This window comes from Ignavibacteria bacterium, from assembly GCA_017302895.1.
Classification (GTDB): Bacteria; Bacteroidota; Ignavibacteria; order Ignavibacteriales; family Ignavibacteriaceae; genus UTCHB3.
In genome coordinates this window covers 374,764-395,505 of sequence record JAFLBV010000003.1, presented here as the reverse complement: position 1 = coordinate 395,505, position 20,742 = coordinate 374,764, and the positions used below count along the sequence as shown (strand labels likewise).

The 20,742-nt window shown below is 43.6% G+C and carries 19 protein-coding genes; 12 read left to right on the top strand and 7 right to left on the bottom strand.

Going from position 1 to position 20,742, the window contains the following annotated elements:
* Nucleotides 1-38: 38 nt before the first annotated feature.
* The 10 genes from J0L60_13890 to J0L60_13845 all read left to right on the top strand — a co-directional run bounded on the left by J0L60_13890 (nt 39) and on the right by J0L60_13845 (nt 12,785).
* Complete coding sequence (locus J0L60_13890) at nt 39-1,193, top strand: family 43 glycosylhydrolase (GenBank protein ID MBN8547219.1); 1,155 nt, start codon at nt 39-41, stop codon at nt 1,191-1,193.
* A 1,384-nt stretch (nt 1,194-2,577) separates the two neighbouring features.
* Nucleotides 2,578-3,600, top strand: a complete 1,023-nt coding sequence (locus J0L60_13885) for a glycosyltransferase family 2 protein (GenBank protein MBN8547218.1) — start codon at nt 2,578-2,580, stop codon at nt 3,598-3,600.
* A 5-nt stretch (nt 3,601-3,605) separates the two neighbouring features.
* Nucleotides 3,606-4,421, top strand: a complete 816-nt coding sequence (locus J0L60_13880) for a class I SAM-dependent methyltransferase (GenBank protein ID MBN8547217.1) — start codon at nt 3,606-3,608, stop codon at nt 4,419-4,421.
* A gap of 21 nt (nt 4,422-4,442) precedes the next feature.
* On the top strand, nt 4,443-7,013 hold the full coding sequence (locus J0L60_13875) for a YfhO family protein (GenBank protein ID MBN8547216.1): 2,571 nt from the start codon (nt 4,443-4,445) through the stop codon (nt 7,011-7,013).
* Nucleotides 7,014-7,071: 58 nt separating this feature from the next.
* Nucleotides 7,072-8,346: a flippase gene (locus tag J0L60_13870; protein ID MBN8547215.1), complete on the top strand. Its 1,275-nt coding sequence runs from the start codon at nt 7,072-7,074 to the stop codon at nt 8,344-8,346.
* Complete coding sequence (locus tag J0L60_13865; GenBank protein MBN8547214.1) at nt 8,319-8,978, top strand: FkbM family methyltransferase; 660 nt, start codon at nt 8,319-8,321, stop codon at nt 8,976-8,978. Before J0L60_13870 ends, J0L60_13865 begins: the two co-directional genes overlap by 28 nt.
* Nucleotides 8,979-8,981: 3 nt before the next feature.
* Complete coding sequence (locus tag J0L60_13860) at nt 8,982-9,611, top strand: methyltransferase domain-containing protein (protein MBN8547213.1); 630 nt, start codon at nt 8,982-8,984, stop codon at nt 9,609-9,611.
* The gene (locus tag J0L60_13855) at nt 9,608-10,519 is read left to right on the top strand and encodes a glycosyltransferase (protein ID MBN8547212.1); all 912 of its coding nucleotides are present in this window, start codon (nt 9,608-9,610) and stop codon (nt 10,517-10,519) included. Before J0L60_13860 ends, J0L60_13855 begins: the two co-directional genes overlap by 4 nt.
* Before the next feature lie 4 nt (nt 10,520-10,523).
* Nucleotides 10,524-11,504: a glycosyltransferase family 9 protein gene (locus J0L60_13850; protein ID MBN8547211.1), complete on the top strand. Its 981-nt coding sequence runs from the start codon at nt 10,524-10,526 to the stop codon at nt 11,502-11,504.
* 54 nt (nt 11,505-11,558) lie between these two features.
* Entirely contained in the window at nt 11,559-12,785 is a 1,227-nt protein-coding gene (locus J0L60_13845) for a 3-deoxy-D-manno-octulosonic acid transferase (GenBank protein ID MBN8547210.1), read from the top strand.
* Here the strand turns inward: J0L60_13845 and J0L60_13840 are convergent.
* Genes J0L60_13840 through J0L60_13820 form a run of 5 tightly spaced genes read right to left on the bottom strand, consistent with a single transcriptional unit; the run spans nt 12,769 to nt 16,178 of the window.
* On the bottom strand, nt 12,769-13,314 hold the full coding sequence (locus J0L60_13840) for a DinB family protein (protein MBN8547209.1): 546 nt from the start codon (nt 13,312-13,314) through the stop codon (nt 12,769-12,771). The two genes, J0L60_13845 and J0L60_13840, sit on opposite strands and share 17 nt — an antisense overlap.
* Nucleotides 13,299-14,273: an isoaspartyl peptidase/L-asparaginase gene (locus J0L60_13835; protein MBN8547208.1), complete on the bottom strand. Its 975-nt coding sequence runs from the start codon at nt 14,271-14,273 to the stop codon at nt 13,299-13,301. Before J0L60_13835 ends, J0L60_13840 begins: the two co-directional genes overlap by 16 nt.
* Nucleotides 14,260-15,063 (bottom strand): hypothetical protein, encoded by an 804-nt coding sequence (locus tag J0L60_13830; GenBank protein MBN8547207.1) that lies wholly within the window; start codon nt 15,061-15,063, stop codon nt 14,260-14,262. The genes J0L60_13835 and J0L60_13830 overlap by 14 nt, the downstream gene beginning before the upstream one ends.
* Complete coding sequence (locus J0L60_13825) at nt 15,060-15,830, bottom strand: RNA methyltransferase (GenBank protein ID MBN8547206.1); 771 nt, start codon at nt 15,828-15,830, stop codon at nt 15,060-15,062. The genes J0L60_13830 and J0L60_13825 overlap by 4 nt, the downstream gene beginning before the upstream one ends.
* Before the next feature lie 24 nt (nt 15,831-15,854).
* Complete coding sequence (locus J0L60_13820; GenBank protein ID MBN8547205.1) at nt 15,855-16,178, bottom strand: DUF971 domain-containing protein; 324 nt, start codon at nt 16,176-16,178, stop codon at nt 15,855-15,857.
* A 108-nt stretch (nt 16,179-16,286) separates the two neighbouring features.
* Here J0L60_13820 and J0L60_13815 point away from each other — a divergent pair, with 108 nt between their 5' ends.
* Entirely contained in the window at nt 16,287-17,948 is a 1,662-nt protein-coding gene (locus J0L60_13815; GenBank protein ID MBN8547204.1) for a phosphodiester glycosidase family protein, read from the top strand.
* 81 nt (nt 17,949-18,029) lie between these two features.
* Here the strand turns inward: J0L60_13815 and J0L60_13810 are convergent, their stop codons facing one another.
* Entirely contained in the window at nt 18,030-19,247 is a 1,218-nt protein-coding gene (locus J0L60_13810) for an alkaline phosphatase family protein (protein MBN8547203.1), read from the bottom strand.
* A 103-nt stretch (nt 19,248-19,350) separates the two neighbouring features.
* Nucleotides 19,351-19,749, bottom strand: a complete 399-nt coding sequence (locus J0L60_13805; GenBank protein ID MBN8547202.1) for a hypothetical protein — start codon at nt 19,747-19,749, stop codon at nt 19,351-19,353.
* A 136-nt stretch (nt 19,750-19,885) separates the two neighbouring features.
* On the opposite strand from J0L60_13805, the gene J0L60_13800 reads away from it, so the two are divergent.
* Nucleotides 19,886-20,728: a GMP synthase gene (locus J0L60_13800; GenBank protein MBN8547201.1), complete on the top strand. Its 843-nt coding sequence runs from the start codon at nt 19,886-19,888 to the stop codon at nt 20,726-20,728.
* The last annotated feature ends 14 nt before the right edge of the window (nt 20,729-20,742 follow it).

Here is a 20,742-nt window from a genome sequence, read left to right as displayed (position 1 = left end):
CCAAAGAAAATGCCCCGGCAGGGGTGGCTTTGATCACTATGAAGTTAACACGAAGCGGATTTGATCCAATTAACGGACAGATGAATCTGCTTACCGATACAACTGCTGAACTTATGGTGGAGGGAGTTCCCGAAGGTAACTGGAATTTAAAAGTTGACGCCTATAACAACAGCAATGTCGTTGTTTACACGGGCGAAACTCAGGTGCTGGTGCAGGCAAATTTCATTTCCCAGGTAAATCTGACTCTTAACCCCGTTTCAGGCAGTCTTGGAAGTATCAGGATAACAGTAAACTGGGGTACCACTCCGGTAAGTACCCTGCCGTTCAAAGACTACATTAACAATCCCGTTCTCACACCACTGGATTCGGGCTGGGATGTGGATATCCGCAATCCAAACATCATTTACGATGGCGGTAAATACAGAATGTACTATACTTCGCTGACTTACGGAGCAAGAGGTGCAATTTCCTACGCCGAATCAAATGACGGACTGAGCTGGACACGACCATTCAATTATCCTTTGATTTATCCCGGTCAACCCAACAGTTGGGACGGTCAATGCATTACCGCGGGATCGATAATAAAGTCCAACGGAATCTATTATCTCTATTATCAAGGATTCAATTCCCAAAATGGACCCTGGCATATTGGCCTTGCAACCTCTACTGACGGCACAAACTGGACAAAACGGGAAGAGCCTATACTAAGAGCCGGTTCAGGATGGGAATTCCAGATCATCCCTTCATCTGTGGTAAAAAAGGGGAATCAGTTCCTCCTTTACTTTACAGGCAGAAGCTATCCACAGTATAAAATTGGTGTCGCCACTTCTGAAAATGGTGTGGATTTCGTGAAAAGCCCTTCAAATCCGGTACTTTCCCCAACATTAGCCTGGGAAGGTTCAATGAACTCTACGGGTTCTGTTATTGTCGAAGGTGATACACTAAAAATGGTTTACTCTGCAAAACAGGGTAACAACACCTATTTTGGCATGGCCAAATCAGTAAACGGAATCAACTGGACAAAAAACACTAAACCCGTTTTTGATAACCTGAGAACTTCAGCAGGCTGGGCGAAATCGTCGATCGATTATCCGGTCTTCATTAAAACCGATACCCAATACCGTATCTATTACGGTGGATATAATGGAAACCAGTGGACAAGAATCGGAGTTACGATCCAAAATATCAACTAAACTGTTGAAAAAACATCCCTTTAAGTCAAAAAGCTGCCTCACCAAAAGGGCAGCTTTTTTTTTACATTTCCCATAGCGCCTATTTTCCCTTTCATCACTAACTCTTTATTTCGTAAATTGATAGGTTGAATAATTTTTATTTTACATCAAGACATATTGTAGTAATAACATAGGACACAGATAGTTCGTGGAAAAGGAAAAAGAAGAACAAAAGAATGAATTGCTGAACGAACAGAAACCTGAAGCTGCCAAAGAGCAGAAAACAGAGGAAAAGGTTTCAACTGTCAGTGGGGAAGAAAATATTAAGAGTGAAGTTAAGGGCGAAGATAATATTGGAGCAGAGCTCAACAAAAGAAGTCAAAAAGAGGTAATTGAATCAGGAAAATCAGAAACTCCGGCTCCCAAAGAGATTCCGGTAATTGTTTCATCTGAAAAAGTGATTCTGCAGGAAGAAAACAGTCATGTTTACAGAATAAAACCCCGCACCGAGAGCGATCCTCTACCGGTGAAAACCACACCGAAGCAGGAGGAAATCCGCGAGACAAAGGTGGTCGGGAATAACGAAGCACCCGCAGAGGTTTCTGAAACTCCAAAACCCGAAGCACAACCAAAGATTGATTCGAATTCAGATTCAAAGGATGCTTCTGTAACAGCGATTGAAAATGAACCTGTAATTGTTCCAAAACCGGAAGTTGAAAAACACGCTGTAATGCGTGGCACGGCTTATGTTGAAACACCGGCTGCTCAGGAAGCTCCATCTCCATTGGGAAATGAATTCCCCTTCCAGGAGGAGCTCGATAAAGTTGAGAAGGCTCTCGAAAACAAAGAGTCAGTGGCACCCGTTGCACCCGTTGCATCTGAAGTGGAAAATTCTGATGAGGAACCAAAAGCTGCACCCGTTCAGAGGAACGACCGGAGACAGGATAACAGGAATCGCATCGGAAATAACCGCGACAATCTGAGAAATCCTCAGCGCAACCAGCCACGGCAGCCACTCGAAAAGAAAGAAGTGGTACCTGATCCAACCATTGTGAAACTGAAGGTTGACAAAGGACTGGTAAAAACTCCGATTGAAATCGAAACCTCCGTTACTGTAAAGGAAACTCCCGAGAAAAAAGAGCCGGTTAATAACCGCGAACGCAGACAGCCCGAGAGAAGAGACAACAGGGACAGAGAACCTGTGGTTCGTCAGGACAACAAAGATAAGGAACAACCCGTCCAGAAACAGGAAAGAGTCGAACGGGAGCCCGTGGTTAGAGCAGAAAGAGTTGAACGCGAACCGGCTGTCAGACAGGACAACAAGGAAAAAGAGCAACCCGTCCGTCAGGAACCGAGGGAAAGAGAACCAGTCGTCAGACAGGATAACAGGGATCGCGACAGAACCATGAACCGCAGAAATCCCAGGGAACCCTACAGAACCGGGCAGCAACAACAGATTCAACCACCTCAGAAATCGAGAATGAGAACCACATTTACCAAAATTTCTGTGGTCATCCCCCTTTATAACGAGGACGAGTCACTCATACATCTGGCAAACGAGTTGAAAGCTGTGTTCAGAGATCTGCCTATTCCGGGCGAAGTGATTTTTGTTGATGACGGTTCGACTGACAAGTCACTCAGAATCATCAAAGATATCTGCAGGACTGATCAGAGATTCAAGTATATCAGCTTCCAGCAGAATTTTGGCAAATCCGCCGCTCTCAATGTTGGCTTTAGAGCTGCCAAAGGCGATGTTGTCATCACAATGGATGCCGACCTTCAGGATGATCCGCACGAGATTCCGAACCTCCTCAAAAAACTTGAAGAGGGCCACGACATGGTCTCCGGATGGAAAAAGAAGAGACACGATCCGTTTATCAAGAAGTACACTTCACGGCTCTTCAACTTTGTGACTGCAAAAATGAGTGGAATAAAAATCCATGACTTCAACTGCGGTCTTAAAGCCTACAAAAAAACTGTAGTCGATAACCTCAATATTTACGGCGAGATGCACCGTTACATTCCAATCCTTGCAAAATGGAAAGGCTTCACCGTAACCGAACTCCCCGTAAAACACAGTCCGAGAAAATTCGGCGTCACCAAATTCGGCGCTTCAAGATTCTTCAAAGGATTTGTGGATCTGATCACGGTCACTTTTATCACACGGTACATTAAACGCCCGATGCATCTTTTTGGATTCTTCGGAGCACTCGCTTTTATGTTCGGTTTTGTGATAAACGGCTACCTTTCATATGAATGGCTGTTCGAAAATCAGTCATTGAGCAACAGACCGTTGCTGCAGCTCGGTATGCTTCTCATGATCGTTGGTGTGCAGTTCTTCACAACCGGGCTTCTGGGTGAAATGATGGTACACAACTTCCAGACAGAGAAGGAATATTCGGTCAAAGATTCAAATGTTCGCGGTTAAGAATCATGCACTACGATCCTGTTAAAAATGTATTCGCAGCCGTAATCAAAAAAATCCCTTTCACGAGAGTCTTGTTCTACAAGACTCTCGACCTTATGTTCCTCCGTTCCTGGTATGTAAGAAGAGAACTTAAAAAGCTTCGTGACGCCGCAGGAAGCAAACAATTAAACATCTACGATGCCGGAAGCGGCTTCGGCCAGTACACCTGGTTTATGTCGAAAAACATGACCCCCTGCAACATATACTCTGTTGATGTGAAAGAAGAGTGGATGGAAGACTGCCGGCAATTCTTCAGGAGTGCCGAAGTGAAAAATGTTTCTTTCGGAGTTGAAGACCTCACCAAAATAGAGCATAAGGAAAAATTCGACCTGATTGTCTGCGTGGATGTAATGGAACATATCGCCGATGATGTCACAGTGTTCAAAAACTTCTACAATGCCCTTAAGCCGGGTGGTTTCGTTCTCATCAATTCCCCCTCCATCTACGGCGGAAGTGATGTCCACGAAGACGATGACGAAAGTTTTATCGGAGAACACGCCAGAGACGGCTATTCAAAGGAAGAACTGACTGAAAAAATGTCACCACTGGGATTCGAACTGTATCAGTCAAAATACACCTATGGTTTCTGGGGCGACAAAGCCTGGCGACTCGGTATCAAATATCCCATGATCATGCTGAATGCATCAAAAGTATTTTTTATACTTCTGCCGTTCTACTATCTTTTTACCCTCCTGCCCGTTCTTTTCATGATGTATGCCGATTATTCATCGGATAACGAAAAGGGCTCGGGTATAAATTACATTGCGACTAAAAAGAAATAAAGTTTCCCAACCGGAGTTTTAATGGCAAAAAAGACACAATCCGTAAAAGAATTACGAAAAAAAGAAAAAGAAATCACAGGCTTCGATCTCGATTCACAGGTACCCGCCAAATACTTGAATGCGGCTGTTATCGGACTTGTGGTCGTGATATTCCTGATCTTCCTTTCCCCTCTCTTTTTTCAGGGAAAGATATTTCAGTCGGGTGATATCATCGCCTCCGAGAGTGCAACTTCCTATCTGCAGAAAGACAGGGAAGGTTTTACTCTTTGGAATCCATATATATTCACGGGTATGCCTGCCTATGCTTTGTCAGTGGGATACACATGGTTTAACCTGATATATGTTGCCCTCACCTCGGTTCGTGAATCATTTACTGCAATTTTTGGAAATGACTTCGTCCGCTGGGCTTTCTACCTTATAGTTCTCGGGATAACAACTTATTTCCTGATGAGGATGCTCACTAAAAATACGATGGTGAGTCTTTTCACTTCCCTTGCGACTGCCCTGTCGACAGGGCTTGTGGTTTTCCTCTACATCGGACATGTAACCAAACTTACTTCACTGGCATTTTTCCCGATAATTTTCCTGATTTTATTGCGAAATCAGCAGAAAATAAGGCTTTTGGACTTTTTTATCCTGACTATCGCCCTGCAGCTCATCGTACAGGGTTTCCATGTACAGATTATCTTTTACATCCTCTTTTCAGTCGGTTTGTTTTTCCTTTTCTACCTGATCTGGTCGGTTGTTAAAAAAGAGACGGAACTGCGGAATAACACGATAAAATCTGCGGGACTTTTTATAGCCGCATCTCTTATTGCGATTGGAATTCAGGCTGACAACCTTACCCAGATTTATGAATATACACCGCACTCAACCCGCGGAACCACAAGTATCCTCGACAAGTCTGCACAGGCAGGTGGCGAAGAGGATAAAAGCGGATCTTCTGAATATTACAAATACCACACCGACTGGTCTTTTTCACCGGGTGAAGTGATGACCTTTATCATTCCTTCATGGTATGGATTCGGAAACTCCGAACAGACGATTCAGGGACAGAAATACAAAGTGAACACCTATTTTGGACAGATGCCATTCGTAGATGTGGCGATGTATATGGGCGTTCTCGTCTTCTTCCTCGCTCTGTTTGCCGTCCTAACCAGATGGCGGGAACCGCTGGTAATGTTTCTGGCAATACTCGCTTTTGTCGGACTTCTGTTGTCATTCGGACGGAATCTTCCGATTCTCTACGATCTTTTCTTCTATTATCTCCCTTACTTCGACAAGTTCAGGGTTCCCTCGATGAGCCTGATTATCCCTCAGATGATAATGCCGATTCTCGCAGGTCTGGGTTTGATGAAGATAGTTGAGTTGAAGAAAGATAAAAACATCAAGTACGAAAAAGTGGTCATGGGAATGGCCGGTGTTTCTACTGTCCTTTTTATTTTCTCGCTGCTTGGCAAATCAGGTCTGGTCTCATGGGTTTCGACCCGTTTTGCCATGTCGGAAAAGGCTGCCCAGTATCCAAAGGATGCAATCGCAACAGTGGGAAATCTCGCCGGTGAAATGTTTGCAAACGATGCAATAATCAATTTCCTAATTCTCGCTGTGGCATTCTGGCTCGCATGGTTTTTCCTGAAAAACAAGGTGACCGCACTTCTTTTCACCTCTGTCGTGGTGATTTTGTGCGTCGCTGACCTGTGGAGAGTCTCTTCAAGGGGTGCCGAGTACACCGATTCCCCGTCAAAGAGTATCGAATTTGCAGAACCTTTCTATGTAAAAGCCATCAAAGCACAGAAAGATGCCCCGACAAATCCCTTCCGTATCCTCAATCTGAAACAGGACGGATCCAAGGGCTCCATTCAAAGTAACGGCAACTTCAACGCTTACTTCCTGCTCGAAGATGTTTATGGCTATTCGGCTATTAAACCGAGAAGATATCAGGATTTCCTCGATATTGTAAAATCTCCTGCAAATGAGACTTTCCTCAACATGACAGGCACAAGATACATCGTTCTTGATCAACCCGGAATTCCTTTCGAAGGCTGCCAGGTTATCGATGCCGATACTCAATCCGAGAAAAAGACCTATCTCGTCAAAAACAACAAAGCTCTTCCGAGAGTCTATTTTGTAAACAGAGTCGAGAAGAAAAAACCGGTTGAGTTCCTCGAAATGGTGCGTGATAACAAGTTTGACCCCGCAGATGTGGCGTTTGTTGAAGACAGGGATGTGAAAGTTGATCCCAAGGATTCGACTGTAACTGCAAAGATCACAAAATATACAGACGAGATTCTCGAAGCTGATGTTACCACTTCAGGCAACAACTTCCTCGTATTCAGCACCACCTGGCACAGTAAGGGATGGAAAGCATACGCAGATGACAAAGAGGTGGAGGTAATCAACACCAACCACAATTTTATGGGTATCGTTGTACCAAAAGGGACAAAACACATAAAGTTTGAATATGCACCGGCAAGCTTCTTCATGGCAAAATATCTTGCCCTCGGTCTGAGCTCCTTTGTTACATTTGGCTTGATAATCACTTTGATTCTGGGCTGGCTGAAATCAAAGAAAAAGGAAGAGGTTGCAAGCTAACACCAAAATTAATTTCGGATCAGAATCGTTCAGGAAGTATTTCGCAAATACTTCCTGGATGTTCGCCGAAAGGGTGATTAAGCTCCTCCTGAGTTTTTTTATCGGGATATTTCTCGTAAGATATCTCGGTCCCGAACAATTTGGTGTCCTCGCATACGCCGTCAGTTTCGCCCTCCTTTTCGCAAGTATCGCAAATTTTGGACTTGAAAACATTCTCGTAAGGGAGCTCGTCAAGTTCCCCGAAGAACGAAACACAATACTTGGCTCCTCCTTTTTTCTCCGTATAATCGGCTCAACCGCAGTGATACTTATTACTGTTCTTGCGGTTAATCTCAACGGAGAAGACTCTAAAACCGCTTTGCTCATCTATCTTGTTTCTGCAGGTACAATTTTTCAGGCTTTTCATGTGATCGAGTTTTATTTCCAGGGAAAAGTTCAGGCAAAATTCTCGGCTTCCGTCCAGTCTTCCTCGGCGATGATTGCTTCCCTGCTGCGACTTTTGCTGATTCTCCTCTCAGGAAGCCTTGCGATGTTCGCCGTGGTTCAGGCGTTCGAACCGATTCTGATCGCAATCGGATTTGTCATCGTCTTTACCTGGCAGAAGGAAAACATCCTGAAGTGGCGCTTCAAAAAGGAAGTGGCTGCCCGACTTTTTCGCGATGCATGGCCCCTTATTCTTGCCGGACTCGCGGTTTCAATCTACATTCGTGTAGGACAGATTTTTATTAAAAACATGCTCAGCAGCGAGCAAAACGGTTACTTTGCTGCTGCCGTCAGACTCTGCGAAGCATGGTACTTTATCCCGATGGCGATTTCGAGCTCCCTCTATCCTGCGATTGTGAATGCAAAGCAAATGAGTGAAGAAGTCTACCGCTCCCGAATGCAAAAGCTTTATGACCTGCTTGCGTTCATTTCAATTGCAATTGCAATCCCGGTTACATTTTTTTCTGAAGAGATAATTACGATACTTTTCGGAGTAAAATTCCTGCCGGCAGCACCTGTACTTACAATCTATATCTGGGCAGGTGTTGGTACATTTCTCGGAGTTGCAAGTTCACAGTATCTGGTAACAGAAAATCTTACCAAAGTTTCCTTCATGAGAACCCTGATAGGTCTCATCCTCAATGTTGTCCTTAATCTGATTTTTATTCCGATATGGGGTATCACGGGTTCTGCACTGGCAACACTGATATCCTATACCGCCGCTACATTCGGGCTTGCATTCCACAGGCCATCGGCTCATCAGGCAGGAATGATGATTAAAGCACTATTAATGATAAATTTATTTAAATTGGCTAAAGAAAAATGGCACTCCCTGTTTCAAAACAAATAAGCACTGTCCTTAAACTTTTTACTGAACCAACGGTCCTCAAGGCTCTTCTCTCATTCAGAGCAATGGGATACCTTTACGATACGGGCTGGATCAGATCGCTTATCTCGAAAATGCCCGTTGATGTCAACGGCGAAGCAATCCCCTGGGTAACGCTCAGTTTCTACGAATTCATGAAAACACGGATGAAAAAAGACTTCGATGTTTTTGAATTCGGATCGGGGAATTCCTCCCTTTGGTTTTCAAAAGTGGTGAATACAGTTACCGCAATCGAACATGATGAGGCATGGTTCAATAAAATGAATCTCAACCTCCCGAAGAATGTAAAAGTGATCCTGTCAAAAGATGATTCCGCCATCTATCCCGGCGAACTTCTTAAGTACGACTATAAATTTGATATCATCACCGTGGACGCAAACCACAGAAACGAGTGTCTTTTTGTAGCTCCCGAACGCCTTAAAGAAAAGGGTGTGATTATACTCGACGATTCCGAAAGAGAAGAGTATCTCCCAGGAATAAACTACCTGCTCGAAAAAGGATTTAAAAAAATCGATTTCTACGGCATCGCTTCAGGTTTCATACATCATAAAGCAACTACTGTCTTTTACAAACAGGGTAACTGCCTGGATATTTAACATATGCCTTCGGAAATCAGAAAAAAACTTTACGCTGCCTCGGGACCGGTGTTGAAACCCCTCTCCCTTGTGGCATGGTTTTTCTATTCAAGGCTGGTATCAAAAATAAAAATAGTAATCGGAAGTGGCGACACCCTCTATTGGGGATGGTTTCCTACTGACATCAAGACGCTCGACCTTACAAAAGAGAGTGACTTCATGCGCTATTTCAGAAGAAGAAAAATCGATTTTGTCCTTGCCGAGCATGTACTTGAGCATCTTGATACAGATTCCATCGAAGCAATGGCAATAAATATCAAAAAATACTCAAACCCGGGTGTGAATATCCGGGTAGCTGTACCAGACGGGTTCCATTCAGACCGAGCTTATATAGAACATGTAAGACCGGGGGGAACAGGTCCCGCTGCTGACGACCACAAGCACCTTTTTAACTACAAATCGCTGACTGATTTATTTGAGAGATTTGGATACAGACATCATCTGGTGGAATACTGGGATGAAAAGGGAGTTTTTCACTCGTTTTACAGCAATGGCACAGAGAAAGGACACATTAAAAGATGTCTCCTGAATCACAGAAAAAATATTGACGGCAAACCCCATTACACTTCATTAATTATTGATTTTTCACTATGAGTTTCGCACCCGTTGCACTCTTTGCCTATAACAGACGCAATCTCCTTGAAGCAACCGTCAATTCGCTCGCTGCAAACAACGAAGCAAAGGAAACTGATCTCTTTATCTATTCAGATGGATGGAAGAGTGATAAGGACAAACCCGTTGTTTTGGAAGTACGGGAATATCTGAAATCCATCCAGGGATTCAAAAGTGTAACCATTTTTGAAGCAGAGGAAAACCGGGGTCTCGGAAAATCGATCATCAGCGGAGTCTCCGAAATGATCGAAAAGTTTGGTGAAGTGATAGTGCTTGAAGATGACCTTCAACTCTCCCCCTGGTTTTTGAAATTCATGAACGACGGATTAAACACATATCGGAATTCCAATAAGGTGGCCTCAATTCATGGTTATCTCTATCCCGTCAAGGCGACACTTCCCGATACATTTTTTCTTAGGGGAGCCGACTGCCTCGGATGGGCAACATGGGAAAGAGCGTGGAAACTGCTGAATACTGATGCAAAGTTTCTCTATACCGAAATTCTCAATAGAAAAGAGATGGACACATTCAATTTCAACGACGCAGCCTTCAAGGAGAGAATCCTTCAAAGGGTAATCGCAGGCGAGAATGATTCCTGGGCTGTCAGGTGGGATGCTTCCATCTTCCTGAACGGGATGCTCACACTCTACCCGGGAAAATCACTTGTTCATCATCTCGGTGCTGACGGTGCAGGCACAAACACAAAAAAAACGAGAAAACTGGATGTGGTTGTTAGCAATGAACCGGTGAATATGATAAAAATACCTGAGACACCTTCACAAGAAGCATGGCTTGCCATCGGGAAATTTTATTTGTCTTTCAAAGCGTATAATCCCTTTAAAAGAATTAAATTCTATTTAAAATCTAAAAATTTAGTACCGCATCGATAAAAGAATGAAGAATATCGTAATCATCAGACTAAGTTCTCTCGGAGATGTCCTGCTGACCACACCAATAGTCAGATCCCTGAAAAATCACCTCCCCGATGCAGGTATCGATTTCCTGGTCAAGGAAGAATACCGTGATGTTCTGCAATTCAATCCGTTTCTGCGAAATCTCATCACTTATCGTGAAGGTGAATCTCTCGATACACTTTCGGGTGGCATCTCGTATGATCTTGTTATCGATCTGCAGCACAGTATCAAGACGATAAAACTTACTTCAGGTATCGACAAAAAGATCAAATTTAAGAAGTCGAACATCAAAAAATTCCTCCTCGTCAACTTCAAGCTCAACATGCTCGACGATTATCCGCAGATTCCCGACCGGTATGCTCTCTCAATAAAACAAAGTGGCTATATCCCTGATTTCGCACTGGATGACGAAGGGCTCGACCTCCACTTTACACGGGTTGAGACCTCTCTTCCAAAGGGAAGGGACTATGTCGCCATTGCCCCCGGTTCCAAACATTTTACCAAAAGATGGCCCGAGTACCACTTCACCAGACTTTGCAAAATGATAATCGATGGCGGGGCAACTCCCGTCCTTATCGGTGGCACCGACGACCTGAAAATTTGCTCCGCAATTCAGGAAGCCGAACCCGGTGTTATTAATCTCTGCTCTGAAAATGAACTCTACAGGATAGCCTCGATTCTCTCGGAATGTAAAGCTGCTGTCACCTGCGATTCCGGATTGATGCACCTCGCTTGTGCAGTGAAAACCCCCGTTCTGGTGATTTTTGGTTCAACCGTAAAAGAGTTTGGATTCACTCCTTACAAAAACAAAAGCATTGTTATCGAAAACGAGTCGTTACCATGCAGACCCTGTTCACATATAGGATTGAGCAGTTGCCCGCAGAAGCACTTCAAATGCCTCGTTGATATTCAACCGGCAGATGTTTATGAAAGTCTCTCAAGGCTTGTTTTCGAGGACTGACGCTTGCTGATATTTTTTTACAACCTTCTTTTTATTCCCTTCTTCTCTCTCGCAATGCGAATTGCAGGTGTATTTAATCAAAAAATAAGAAAAGGGCTTGAAGGGCGACAGGATGTCCTCAAAAAGGCCGCGTCAAAAGTTGAAAAATTTGACAAAACCAGGATCACGATCTGGTTTCACTCCTCTTCTCTTGGTGAATTTGAACAAGCCAAGCCGATTATCGAGAAGCTTAAAAAACAGGGCAATGTAAACATTTTTGTTACTTTTTTCTCGCCGTCGGGTTACGATAATTCGATGAAATATCCCTACGCAGATGCCGTTACATATCTCCCTCTGGATTCTCCTTCAAATGCCGATAAATTTGTAAAGATCATCAATCCATCACTTGCAATTTTTATGCGTTATGACATCTGGCCCAATTTTATCTTTGCCCTTGATAACAACAATGTGCCCGCTTTCCTCGTGGATGCAACAATGAGAAGTGACTCAAAAAGGCTGAATCCCTTCCTGAAACCGTTCCATACTTTGCTCTACAGTAAATTCGATTATATTCTCACCATCTCCGATCTGGATCTCAAAAACTTTCTCGCCTTCAATCTTGACCCTAAAAAGGTTCTGAAAATCGGCGATACACGGTTTGACAGAGTTCATGAAAGAGCAATTATTGCCCGGGAGAGGAAACTGATCAGAGAAGATATCCTGAAGGGGAAAAAAGTGATTGTGGCAGGAAGTATCTGGGAAGAAGATGAAGAAGTGCTCCTCCCGGCTGTTAAAAAACTGTTGAAATATCATGAGGAAACTGTTGTAATTCTGGTCCCCCACGAACCAACCCTCCTCCACCTCGAAAAACTGGAAAATGAATTTGCGGGGAATGAACAAACCATCCGGTTCTCTTTTCTGAACACCTATAACAATGAAAGAGTAATCATCGTCGATTCAATCGGAATCCTGATGACTCTCTACTTCTACGCCGATATAGCATTTGTGGGAGGCAGTTTTAAATCGAATGTTCACAATACTCTTGAAGCCGCTGTTTACGGCATCCCTGTGATTTACGGACCCAAAATCGGAAACTCACAAGAGGCCGGGGAACTCGCACAATCGGGTGGCGGTACAATTGTGCGAACCAAAAAAGAGATGTACCGAAAGATGCGAAATTTTATCGCAGATGAAGAACTCAGAATAAAAACCGGAGAAAAATCCCGCAACTTTGTGATGGGAAATACCGGAGCGACAAAAATTATCCTTGAAAAAATATCAGAAGTTATTTCACTCCATTGATGCCATATCTCTCCTTCAGTATCATTAAATGATGCTGAAGATGACCTGCCAAAACATATATGATCGAATTGACTTTATTTTTATGACCGCTTGCCACACCACCCTTTACAACATCCTCTGCCGAAAATGACGAAAACAGAGCGATATTAGATTCCCTGAGTGCAACAAATTCTTTTAAGAGTGACTGCAGTGATCTCTCTCCAAACCTTCCCGCAGGTGTATATTCATTTTCATTATACCCCGGCAACGGCTGAGTTTCGCCTCTGGCAAAACAGAGTGCCCGGTAGCTGAATATCCTTTCGGTATCAATGCAATGACCGATTACCTCTTTTACCGACCACTTTCCCTCTGCGTATCTGTGATCCTGTTCCCCCTCGCTTAGTGAAGAAAGGGAGGCTATGACAGTTGTCAGTTGTTCTTTGAGAGTTTCAAGGATGTCTTTTTCCCTGTCGACATGTGAGAGATAGTTCTCGTAATAGTCGGGATAATCTCCCGGTTGTGGAAAGGGTATTGTTACTTTGTTTTCCATATCTTCACCTCTTTGTTTATTCCATCACCGGCCACACCGCGAAACATCGATGCGGTGTTAAACGCCATCACAAAATTACCCGATTTGTCAACCGCAATTACCCCGCCATCCTTTGGTTCGAGTGTCTTGTTAATCACTTCGTTGCAGGCTTCCTCAAGACTCATATTCTTGTATTCCATGAGGGCTGAAATCCTGAAAGCAACATTATATCTGATGAATTTTTCACCTTTTCCCGTAGCCGAGATTGCTAAAGTGTTGTTGTTCGCATAAGTGCCCGCACCAATAACGGGGGCATCACCAATTCTGCCGGGAAGTTTATTGTTCAACCCGCCTGTGGATGTGGCGGCTGCAAGATTTCCCTCCATATCAAGAGCTACTGCGCCGACAGTCCCTTTTGATCTTGCATCTTTCCATATCTTCTGATTGTGGTCAGTGTAAAAATAATCTGCACCCACCGGAACCAGTCCGTTCAGCTCGGCAATTTTCTCAGCTCCGACTCCCGTCATCATAACATGACCGGTTTTCTCCATTACAATTCTTGCCGCAGTTATTGGATTTTTTATGTGTTCCACGGCGGCAACTGCACCGGCCATCATTGTTTTACCATCCATGATAGCAGCATCAAGCTGGGCGATCCCGTCACTGTTCAGCACAGCTCCCTTCCCCGCATTGAAAAGTGAATCATCCTCGAGTACTTTTACTACAGCTTCTACTGCATCCAGACTTTTACCGCCGGCCTTTAGTATTTTTTCTCCTGTTTCCAATGCTTTCTCGAGACTCGCGATGTATTTATTTCGAAGTTCCACGGGAATATCCTCCGGCACAAAACCTGCTCCACCATGGATAACGAGCATATATTTAGGTTTTTCGGACTTTCCATTTCCTTTAATGCTGAAAACAACCGTCAAAGCGATCAGTGCAAAAGTTGAGAGCACCAAAAATATTCTACTGATCTTCATCTTCATCTTCCTCGATGGAAATTAATTTGATATCGTCAAGAAAAGGAAATTTCTCCCTAACCCCTTGAAGATGCTCAAGATCAATCTCTGTTATCCCGATTCCCTCTTCACTCCCCATCATTATCAATTCCTCACCCATCGGGCCAAAAACAGAACTGTTGCCGGTGTAGTTCAGTTTTGGATCCGATCCGGTTCTGTTAACAGCCACAAAGTAACATTGATTTTCTATGGCTCTCGCTTTACAGAGAGTTTTGTAATGGTCTATTCTCGCCTCGGGCCAGTTGGCAATATTCACGAGAATTTCGACTTTGTCGAGTGCCATAAACCGAAAAAGTTCAGGGAAACGGAGGTCGTAGCAGATTGAAAAACCGATATGAAAATCCTCTGCATAGTGATTGATGTAGGCAAAACCGCCTGCATAATGTTTCGACTCCTCACCGAATGTAAAAGGATGGATTTTCCGGTATTTGTCCTCAAGCACTCCCTCACGGTTAATAAACATCAGCGTGTTGAAATATTTCTTTTTCCCTTTTTCCACAATTCCGGCAACCACATTGGTCTCAAATTCCTTTGCTATCGAAGCGAAGAAATTGAAGGTTTGTCCATCGACATATTCTGCGAGTTTTGCAGTTTCCATGCTGAAACCGGTAAGGCTCATCTCAGGAAATACTATCAGATCAACAGGCTCTGTCAGACTTTCGAGCTGTTTTCTGATTTTTTCCATGTTTGCTTCCTTGTTTTCCCACTCGGGCGAGTACTGGAACAAGGCGATTTTTATAAGTTCACTCATCGTGTGTTGTTTCCTGTTTCAAAAAATTTGTTCAAAATAATCCCTGCTGCAACTGCAACATTAAGGGATTCCGCTCCCGGCACTCCGGGAATTTTTATTGAGCCATCGGCTATCGATGCAAGACCGGGAAGCACTCCATGACTCTCATTTGAGAGCACAATTACAGTTTTTGGTGACGGAATAAATTCCCTTATATCCTTCCCGTTCAACTGCGAGGTTACGATTTTGTATCCTGCTTCCTTTAATGTCATTAGCATCCTTTCGTCGCTCTCGGGATGAAACGAACCTCTAAAAATTGACCCCATGGAAGACCGGACAACCTTCGGGTTGTAAATATCCACACATCCCGGAGAGAGAAGGATTTCCCTGTATCCAAACCAGTCGGCAGTTCTTAATATTGTACCCATATTCCCGGGGTCCGCTATCCTGTCAAGATAGACAATTACCGATGCCGTTTTATCCGTTTTTTGAGGTACCGGCACCCGGAAAACCGCAACTATCCCCTGACTGTTTATTGTATCAGACATCTTGTTAATCTCGGCTCTTTTTACCGCCTCATGTCTCACACCAAGTTTCATAGCCTGAGAGATAATATCCGAAATCTCATGAAATACGTCGTGTTCATAAATCACTATCTCACATTTAACCCCTGAAGCAAGACCTTCACTAACCTGCTTGTAACCCTCCACGATGAACAGGTTAAATTCTTCACGGTATTTTTTCACCTTGAGTGATGAAAAAATTTTTATTTCGTTTGCGGTGACCATCAACTGTTCTCTTCCGAAAAGGGTTTATTCTGCGCTGCTGTCAAGGGAAGAACGACTGATTAACTCGTCGATATATGCCCATGAATAAATTCCGGTATCGTGTCCGTCTTTCCACCTGATTTGAATGGCGTAGTCGCCAACGGGGGCAATTGCTGCCACCTTGTACATTTCGGGAGTCTCGATCGTTATTCTCTGTGGCTTGAATGTAGTGTAGAGGATAGTCTCACCTTTGCAATTTGCACAGGGACATTCTTCCCTGAACTGCTTTAAGGGGAAACTAATTTCCCTGTTATCCTGCCATGTAAATTGTATCTTACCGTCTTTTATTTTAATCTGACTGGGCTTCATCTTTTTCTCTGTTTCATAATTGTACTAATCCGTGAGCAAATAATATATTTCATATCTGAAAATTAATTAATTTATAGTTTAGTTACCAAACTAATTAGAGAGCCCGGAATGTTTAAGCGATATTTTTTACTTTTTTGTCTGATCAGTCTTCATGTTTACACCCAGCCGATTTCGTTTACAGATGTGACTTCCAACTATACTCTTCCGGCAGGAGTAAAACTGATACTCGGTGAAAGAACCACAAACCCGAAACTGAAACTGTGGTATTTTGATGTGGATATGAACAGGACTAATGTCGCAATTAAACCCTATTTCAACCCGACAGGGAGGGAGGGAATCACCTCCTTTGTCCCCAGAATGGGGGCAATAGCAGGAATCAATGGTGGATATTTTGATGTAACCACCGGTGCTTCATACTCGGCTCTTATCGAACCCGGTGTTGTAAAAGCAAAAAACATCGCTCAGCTTACCCGACCCGCAGGTACCTACTATACAACCCGTTCCCTTTTCAGTTTCACCGACACAAGAGAATTTTCCGTTAACTGGATCTATCACTTTGGTAACAGACCCATCGATATCTACACTTATGCCGCTCCAACTCCAAATACCGAATCAACACCGGCTCCGCAACCAGTTATGGCTCTTGGAAACCAATATTATGAGATTCTCGCAGGAATTGGAGGTGGGCCCACTCTGGTTAAAAACGGACAAAAACACATTACCTACACAGAAGAAGTCTTCTTCGGATCAGGTGTCGGAAGCACAAACCGTGATCCGAGAACCGTTGTCGGTTACACAACCAACAGACATGTGATAATGATGGTGATAGACGGAAGACAGACGGACAGCGAGGGACTCTCTCTCCCTGAGGCTGCCGACCTTATGATCTCTCTCGGTTGTGTGGAAGCAATGAACCTCGACGGAGGCGGATCCTCGCAAATGTCTGTCGGTAATCAACTCGTTAATCTGCCTGTCGGAGCTACTTACCAAAGACCAATCCCGACAATGCTGGCAATCGTGAATCCTGACTCAATCAATCTGCTGCCACCTCTTTTTTATATCAGCAAAATTGACAATGTCGATTCAAATATCGTGAAGACAGGTACCTGGACCGTCTCAAATGTAGGCGGCTACTGGGGAACAACCCCCTCTCTGAATGCAAACGCAGGAAATGGTGAGACGAGCCTGAAATGGAAAATGAAAATCGCCAACGAAGCCAAATATGATGTATATGCATGGTGGGTGTCAGCTTCCAATCGTGCTTCAAACGCACCTTACATTGTGAAACACAAAAACGGTACAGATACGGTAAGAATCAACCAGTCGATCAATGGAAGTCAGTGGAACAGAATCGGTTCCTTTACCTTCTCAGGTGATCCAACCGAAGGAGTCACCCTTTCAAATAAAGTGGATACCGCCGGTAAAGTGGTTAACGCTGATGCCATCAGAATAATCTCATTCGACAGTGTACTCGTTTCCGTCGAAAACCCCGAACCTGTTCTCCCTGAATCATTCATGTTAAATCAAAATTATCCGAATCCTTTTAATCCTTCGACCATAATATCATTTTCCCTGCCGGAATCAGCAGATATCCAACTTTCCATATTCGATATTATGGGGAGAGAATTGAAAACTCTTTATCGGGGATACAAATCTGCGGGGGCACATCAGGTGGAATTTGACGGCACAGATTTTGTTTCAGGAGTCTATTTTTATCGTTTGACTTATGGAAATCAGGCACAAACCAGGAAGATGCTTCTCGTCAAATAAGAGTTTCAGAACTCCGGTACTCCGGAACCTCGGTAATTCTGAGGTTCCGAAGTTCCGAAGCTCTGAGGTTCCGAAGTTCTCTTAGTACTTCCTCAGCACAAACCGGATTCTCTCTGCTTTGCCATCGATCCCGTTTCTGACCGGGATGTTGTAGATTTCACAGAGGAGGGGGTATATATCGATATTCCAGAGGGTGCCTGTTCTGAAATTTTGTTTAAACGATGGACCCATGGCGACAAAATAGCCGTGCATATCCATCACATCCTTTTCATAGCCGTGGTTGCCCTTTGCATCCCAGCGTTCAAAACTTTTTTTTCCTTTTGTATTTCCGGCTTCCCATCCCAAATCTGTTATGAGGATAATATCGGAGAACAATGGGTTGTTTGTAAAGTGGTAAAAATCAGGTACATCTCGTTTTTTATAAACTTTGTAGTGATTTTCGTTCGCTTTAAGTCTGCTGTAAACCTCTTCAATACGGTCTTTTTGCGGCTGGACAAGGCAGTAGGTGCCCCAGTTCCAAAGTTCCACCTTTTCATCACCAAGGATTGCCTCGACATCGATATACTTTGATTTATCAACGCTGGTCATCCCGTGGTCGCTTACAAAAATCAGGTTTGTTGAATCGAGTAGGTTTATTTTTTTAAGTTCGCTTGTCAGAATGCCTGCCATACTGTCCAACAGGGCAATTGCATAGTTTGTGCTGTCGGAGTCCGGTCCATGATCGTGGGCGTATGTATCGGTGGCATCAAAATAAATGGTAAGGAACTTCGGTCTTTCGGCATACGGCAATTGCAGCCATTTAATGATTCCATTAATCCGTTCGGGATATGGAAATTCGTGGTCGTATGTCTTGTAGTATCGTGGTCGTCTGTATTCCAGCTCCACTTCGGAACCGGGCCAGAAAAAACTTGCAGCTGTAATTCCGTTTCTTTGTGCAGTCTCCCAAAAAGCTTCACCCTTATACCATCTTGCATTTCGAACCTGAACCGAGTCACTAATTTTATATGTTTCTTTGTAAACAGGATCGTAAAATGTGTTTGCAATGATACCATGATTCTCGGGATACATTCCTGTAATGATGGAGATGTGGTTTGGGAAGGTTTTTGAAGGGAAAACGGGTCGCAGCGATAAAGCTTTAACGCCGTTGTTGGCAATCTTCCAAAGATTGGGCGTAATACCGCGATCCATGTAATCGTGCCTGAATCCGTCGAACGAAATAAGAATTGTATAAGGCTGTTGCGCAAAAAGAAAGCCGGTAAGAACCAGAAGTACAAAAAAGGCTCTGGAGAAAATGTGCATCTAAAAATCCCGAAAAATGATCTTTAAATATACGATTTTCCGCCCTGAGGAAAGCAAGGATGCTTGTGAGACATTGACCCGAAATCAAAGGAAAAATTTCAGTTTAATCTGAGAAATATTCCACAAATCTCCCAAAACGAAATGTGTAGATGCTCTTGTTGTCCTTTATCTCCACATCCCTTTTCCCCGCGTGAGAATAAACTTTGTGCCCCAAACTGATCAACCTGCTAACAGTGTAATATGTAAAACGGAATTCCCCCATTACCAAAAAATCGGCGTCACTGACATTTCGGCCGTCACTTACACACTTCTCTTTTACTTCGCTGTAAAACTGATCGAAACACCCTCGAACATCCTCATTTTCCCAGTCAGGTGAAGTAAGCGGAAACTGAATATCGATGATGTTGCTCCATTGCTGAAGTGCTGCAGTCTTCTGGTCCTCACTCCAAAGATGGCTCGGATGGTTTGTGTAATTGATTAAAAGTTTCTTCTGCTGTGCCATTTGCTGTTTTCCCAAAATTATCGCTGTAATGTTATACTTTTAAAGAGTAATAAAAAAGTGGATTTTCCGAACCGTGTTATTGATTTAACTTCGTTAAATTTGCACATACAAAAAATTAAAATCAGGAACCGGAATATTGCCCGAGAAAAAGATCAAAATAGCCATAATAGACCTCTATAACGGAGAACCCAATCAGGGGATGAGATGTATCCAGGATCATATCTATGAAATCGACACTCTGTATGAGGATGTCCCGATAGAATACTCCATTTTCGATTCCCGGCTTAAGGGAGATGTACCCGCCATGGATCACGATATTTATATCTCATCCGGCGGTCCCGGAAGCCCGTTTGAGGATTCAGGCAGAAAATGGGAAACTGACTATTTTAACCTTATCGACAAAATTTGGAACCACAACCAAAAATCACAGGATAAGAAACATGTTTTCTTTATCTGTCACTCATTCCAAATGATGGCAAGGTTTTTCGAACTGGGTGATGTGGTGCAAAGAGAGAAAAAGTCGTTCGGAATCGTCCCTTTTGCCCTTACTGAGGATGGCGATCAGGATCCTGTATTTTCGAATCTTACCGATCCGTTCTACGGTGCTGATTTTAGAGGCTGGCAGGTGATCCACCAAAACAAAGACAAATTTGATTCACTCGGTGCGAAAGTTCTGAGCATGGAACTCGAGCCCGCGGCTTTCTATATGGAACCTGCAATGATGGCAATCAGAATCTCTCCCGAAATCATCGGTACGCAGTTCCACCCCGAAGCTGATCCCCCAAGTATGTACTACCACTTCAGACAACCGGAAAGAAAAATCCAGGTGGTTGAACAGTACGGCGAGAAAGCTTATTACGACATGATTGCACACCTCGAAAATCCTGTGCAGATCAATCACACAAAGAAAACCGTGTTGCCCGGATTCTTTAAAAACGCGATTGAATCACTTCGGATTAACGCTCATTCATTAGTTTGACCGTTCTTATAAAA

Excerpts from the sequence above, each read along its gene's own strand:
- J0L60_13830 (MBN8547207.1), bottom strand. The coding sequence starts at position 15,063 with ATGAGTGAACTTATAAAAATCGCCTTGTTCCAGTACTCGCCCGAGTGG.
- J0L60_13810 (MBN8547203.1), bottom strand. The coding sequence starts at position 19,247 with ATGCACATTTTCTCCAGAGCCTTTTTTGTACTTCTGGTTCTTACCGGC.
- J0L60_13815 (MBN8547204.1), top strand. The coding sequence starts at position 16,287 with ATGTTTAAGCGATATTTTTTACTTTTTTGTCTGATCAGTCTTCATGTT.
- J0L60_13885 (MBN8547218.1), top strand. The coding sequence starts at position 2,578 with ATGAACCGCAGAAATCCCAGGGAACCCTACAGAACCGGGCAGCAACAA.
- J0L60_13875 (MBN8547216.1), top strand. The coding sequence starts at position 4,443 with ATGGCAAAAAAGACACAATCCGTAAAAGAATTACGAAAAAAAGAAAAA.
- J0L60_13855 (MBN8547212.1), top strand. The coding sequence starts at position 9,608 with ATGAGTTTCGCACCCGTTGCACTCTTTGCCTATAACAGACGCAATCTC.
- J0L60_13840 (MBN8547209.1), bottom strand. The coding sequence starts at position 13,314 with ATGGAAAACAAAGTAACAATACCCTTTCCACAACCGGGAGATTATCCC.
- J0L60_13860 (MBN8547213.1), top strand. The coding sequence starts at position 8,982 with ATGCCTTCGGAAATCAGAAAAAAACTTTACGCTGCCTCGGGACCGGTG.
- J0L60_13870 (MBN8547215.1), top strand. The coding sequence starts at position 7,072 with ATGTTCGCCGAAAGGGTGATTAAGCTCCTCCTGAGTTTTTTTATCGGG.
- J0L60_13825 (MBN8547206.1), bottom strand. The coding sequence starts at position 15,830 with ATGGTCACCGCAAACGAAATAAAAATTTTTTCATCACTCAAGGTGAAA.
- J0L60_13805 (MBN8547202.1), bottom strand. The coding sequence starts at position 19,749 with ATGGCACAGCAGAAGAAACTTTTAATCAATTACACAAACCATCCGAGC.
- J0L60_13865 (MBN8547214.1), top strand. The coding sequence starts at position 8,319 with ATGGCACTCCCTGTTTCAAAACAAATAAGCACTGTCCTTAAACTTTTT.
- J0L60_13820 (MBN8547205.1), bottom strand. The coding sequence starts at position 16,178 with ATGAAGCCCAGTCAGATTAAAATAAAAGACGGTAAGATACAATTTACA.
- J0L60_13835 (MBN8547208.1), bottom strand. The coding sequence starts at position 14,273 with ATGAAGATCAGTAGAATATTTTTGGTGCTCTCAACTTTTGCACTGATC.
- J0L60_13880 (MBN8547217.1), top strand. The coding sequence starts at position 3,606 with ATGCACTACGATCCTGTTAAAAATGTATTCGCAGCCGTAATCAAAAAA.
- J0L60_13850 (MBN8547211.1), top strand. The coding sequence starts at position 10,524 with ATGAAGAATATCGTAATCATCAGACTAAGTTCTCTCGGAGATGTCCTG.
- J0L60_13890 (MBN8547219.1), top strand. The coding sequence starts at position 39 with ATGAAGTTAACACGAAGCGGATTTGATCCAATTAACGGACAGATGAAT.
- J0L60_13845 (MBN8547210.1), top strand. The coding sequence starts at position 11,559 with ATGCGAATTGCAGGTGTATTTAATCAAAAAATAAGAAAAGGGCTTGAA.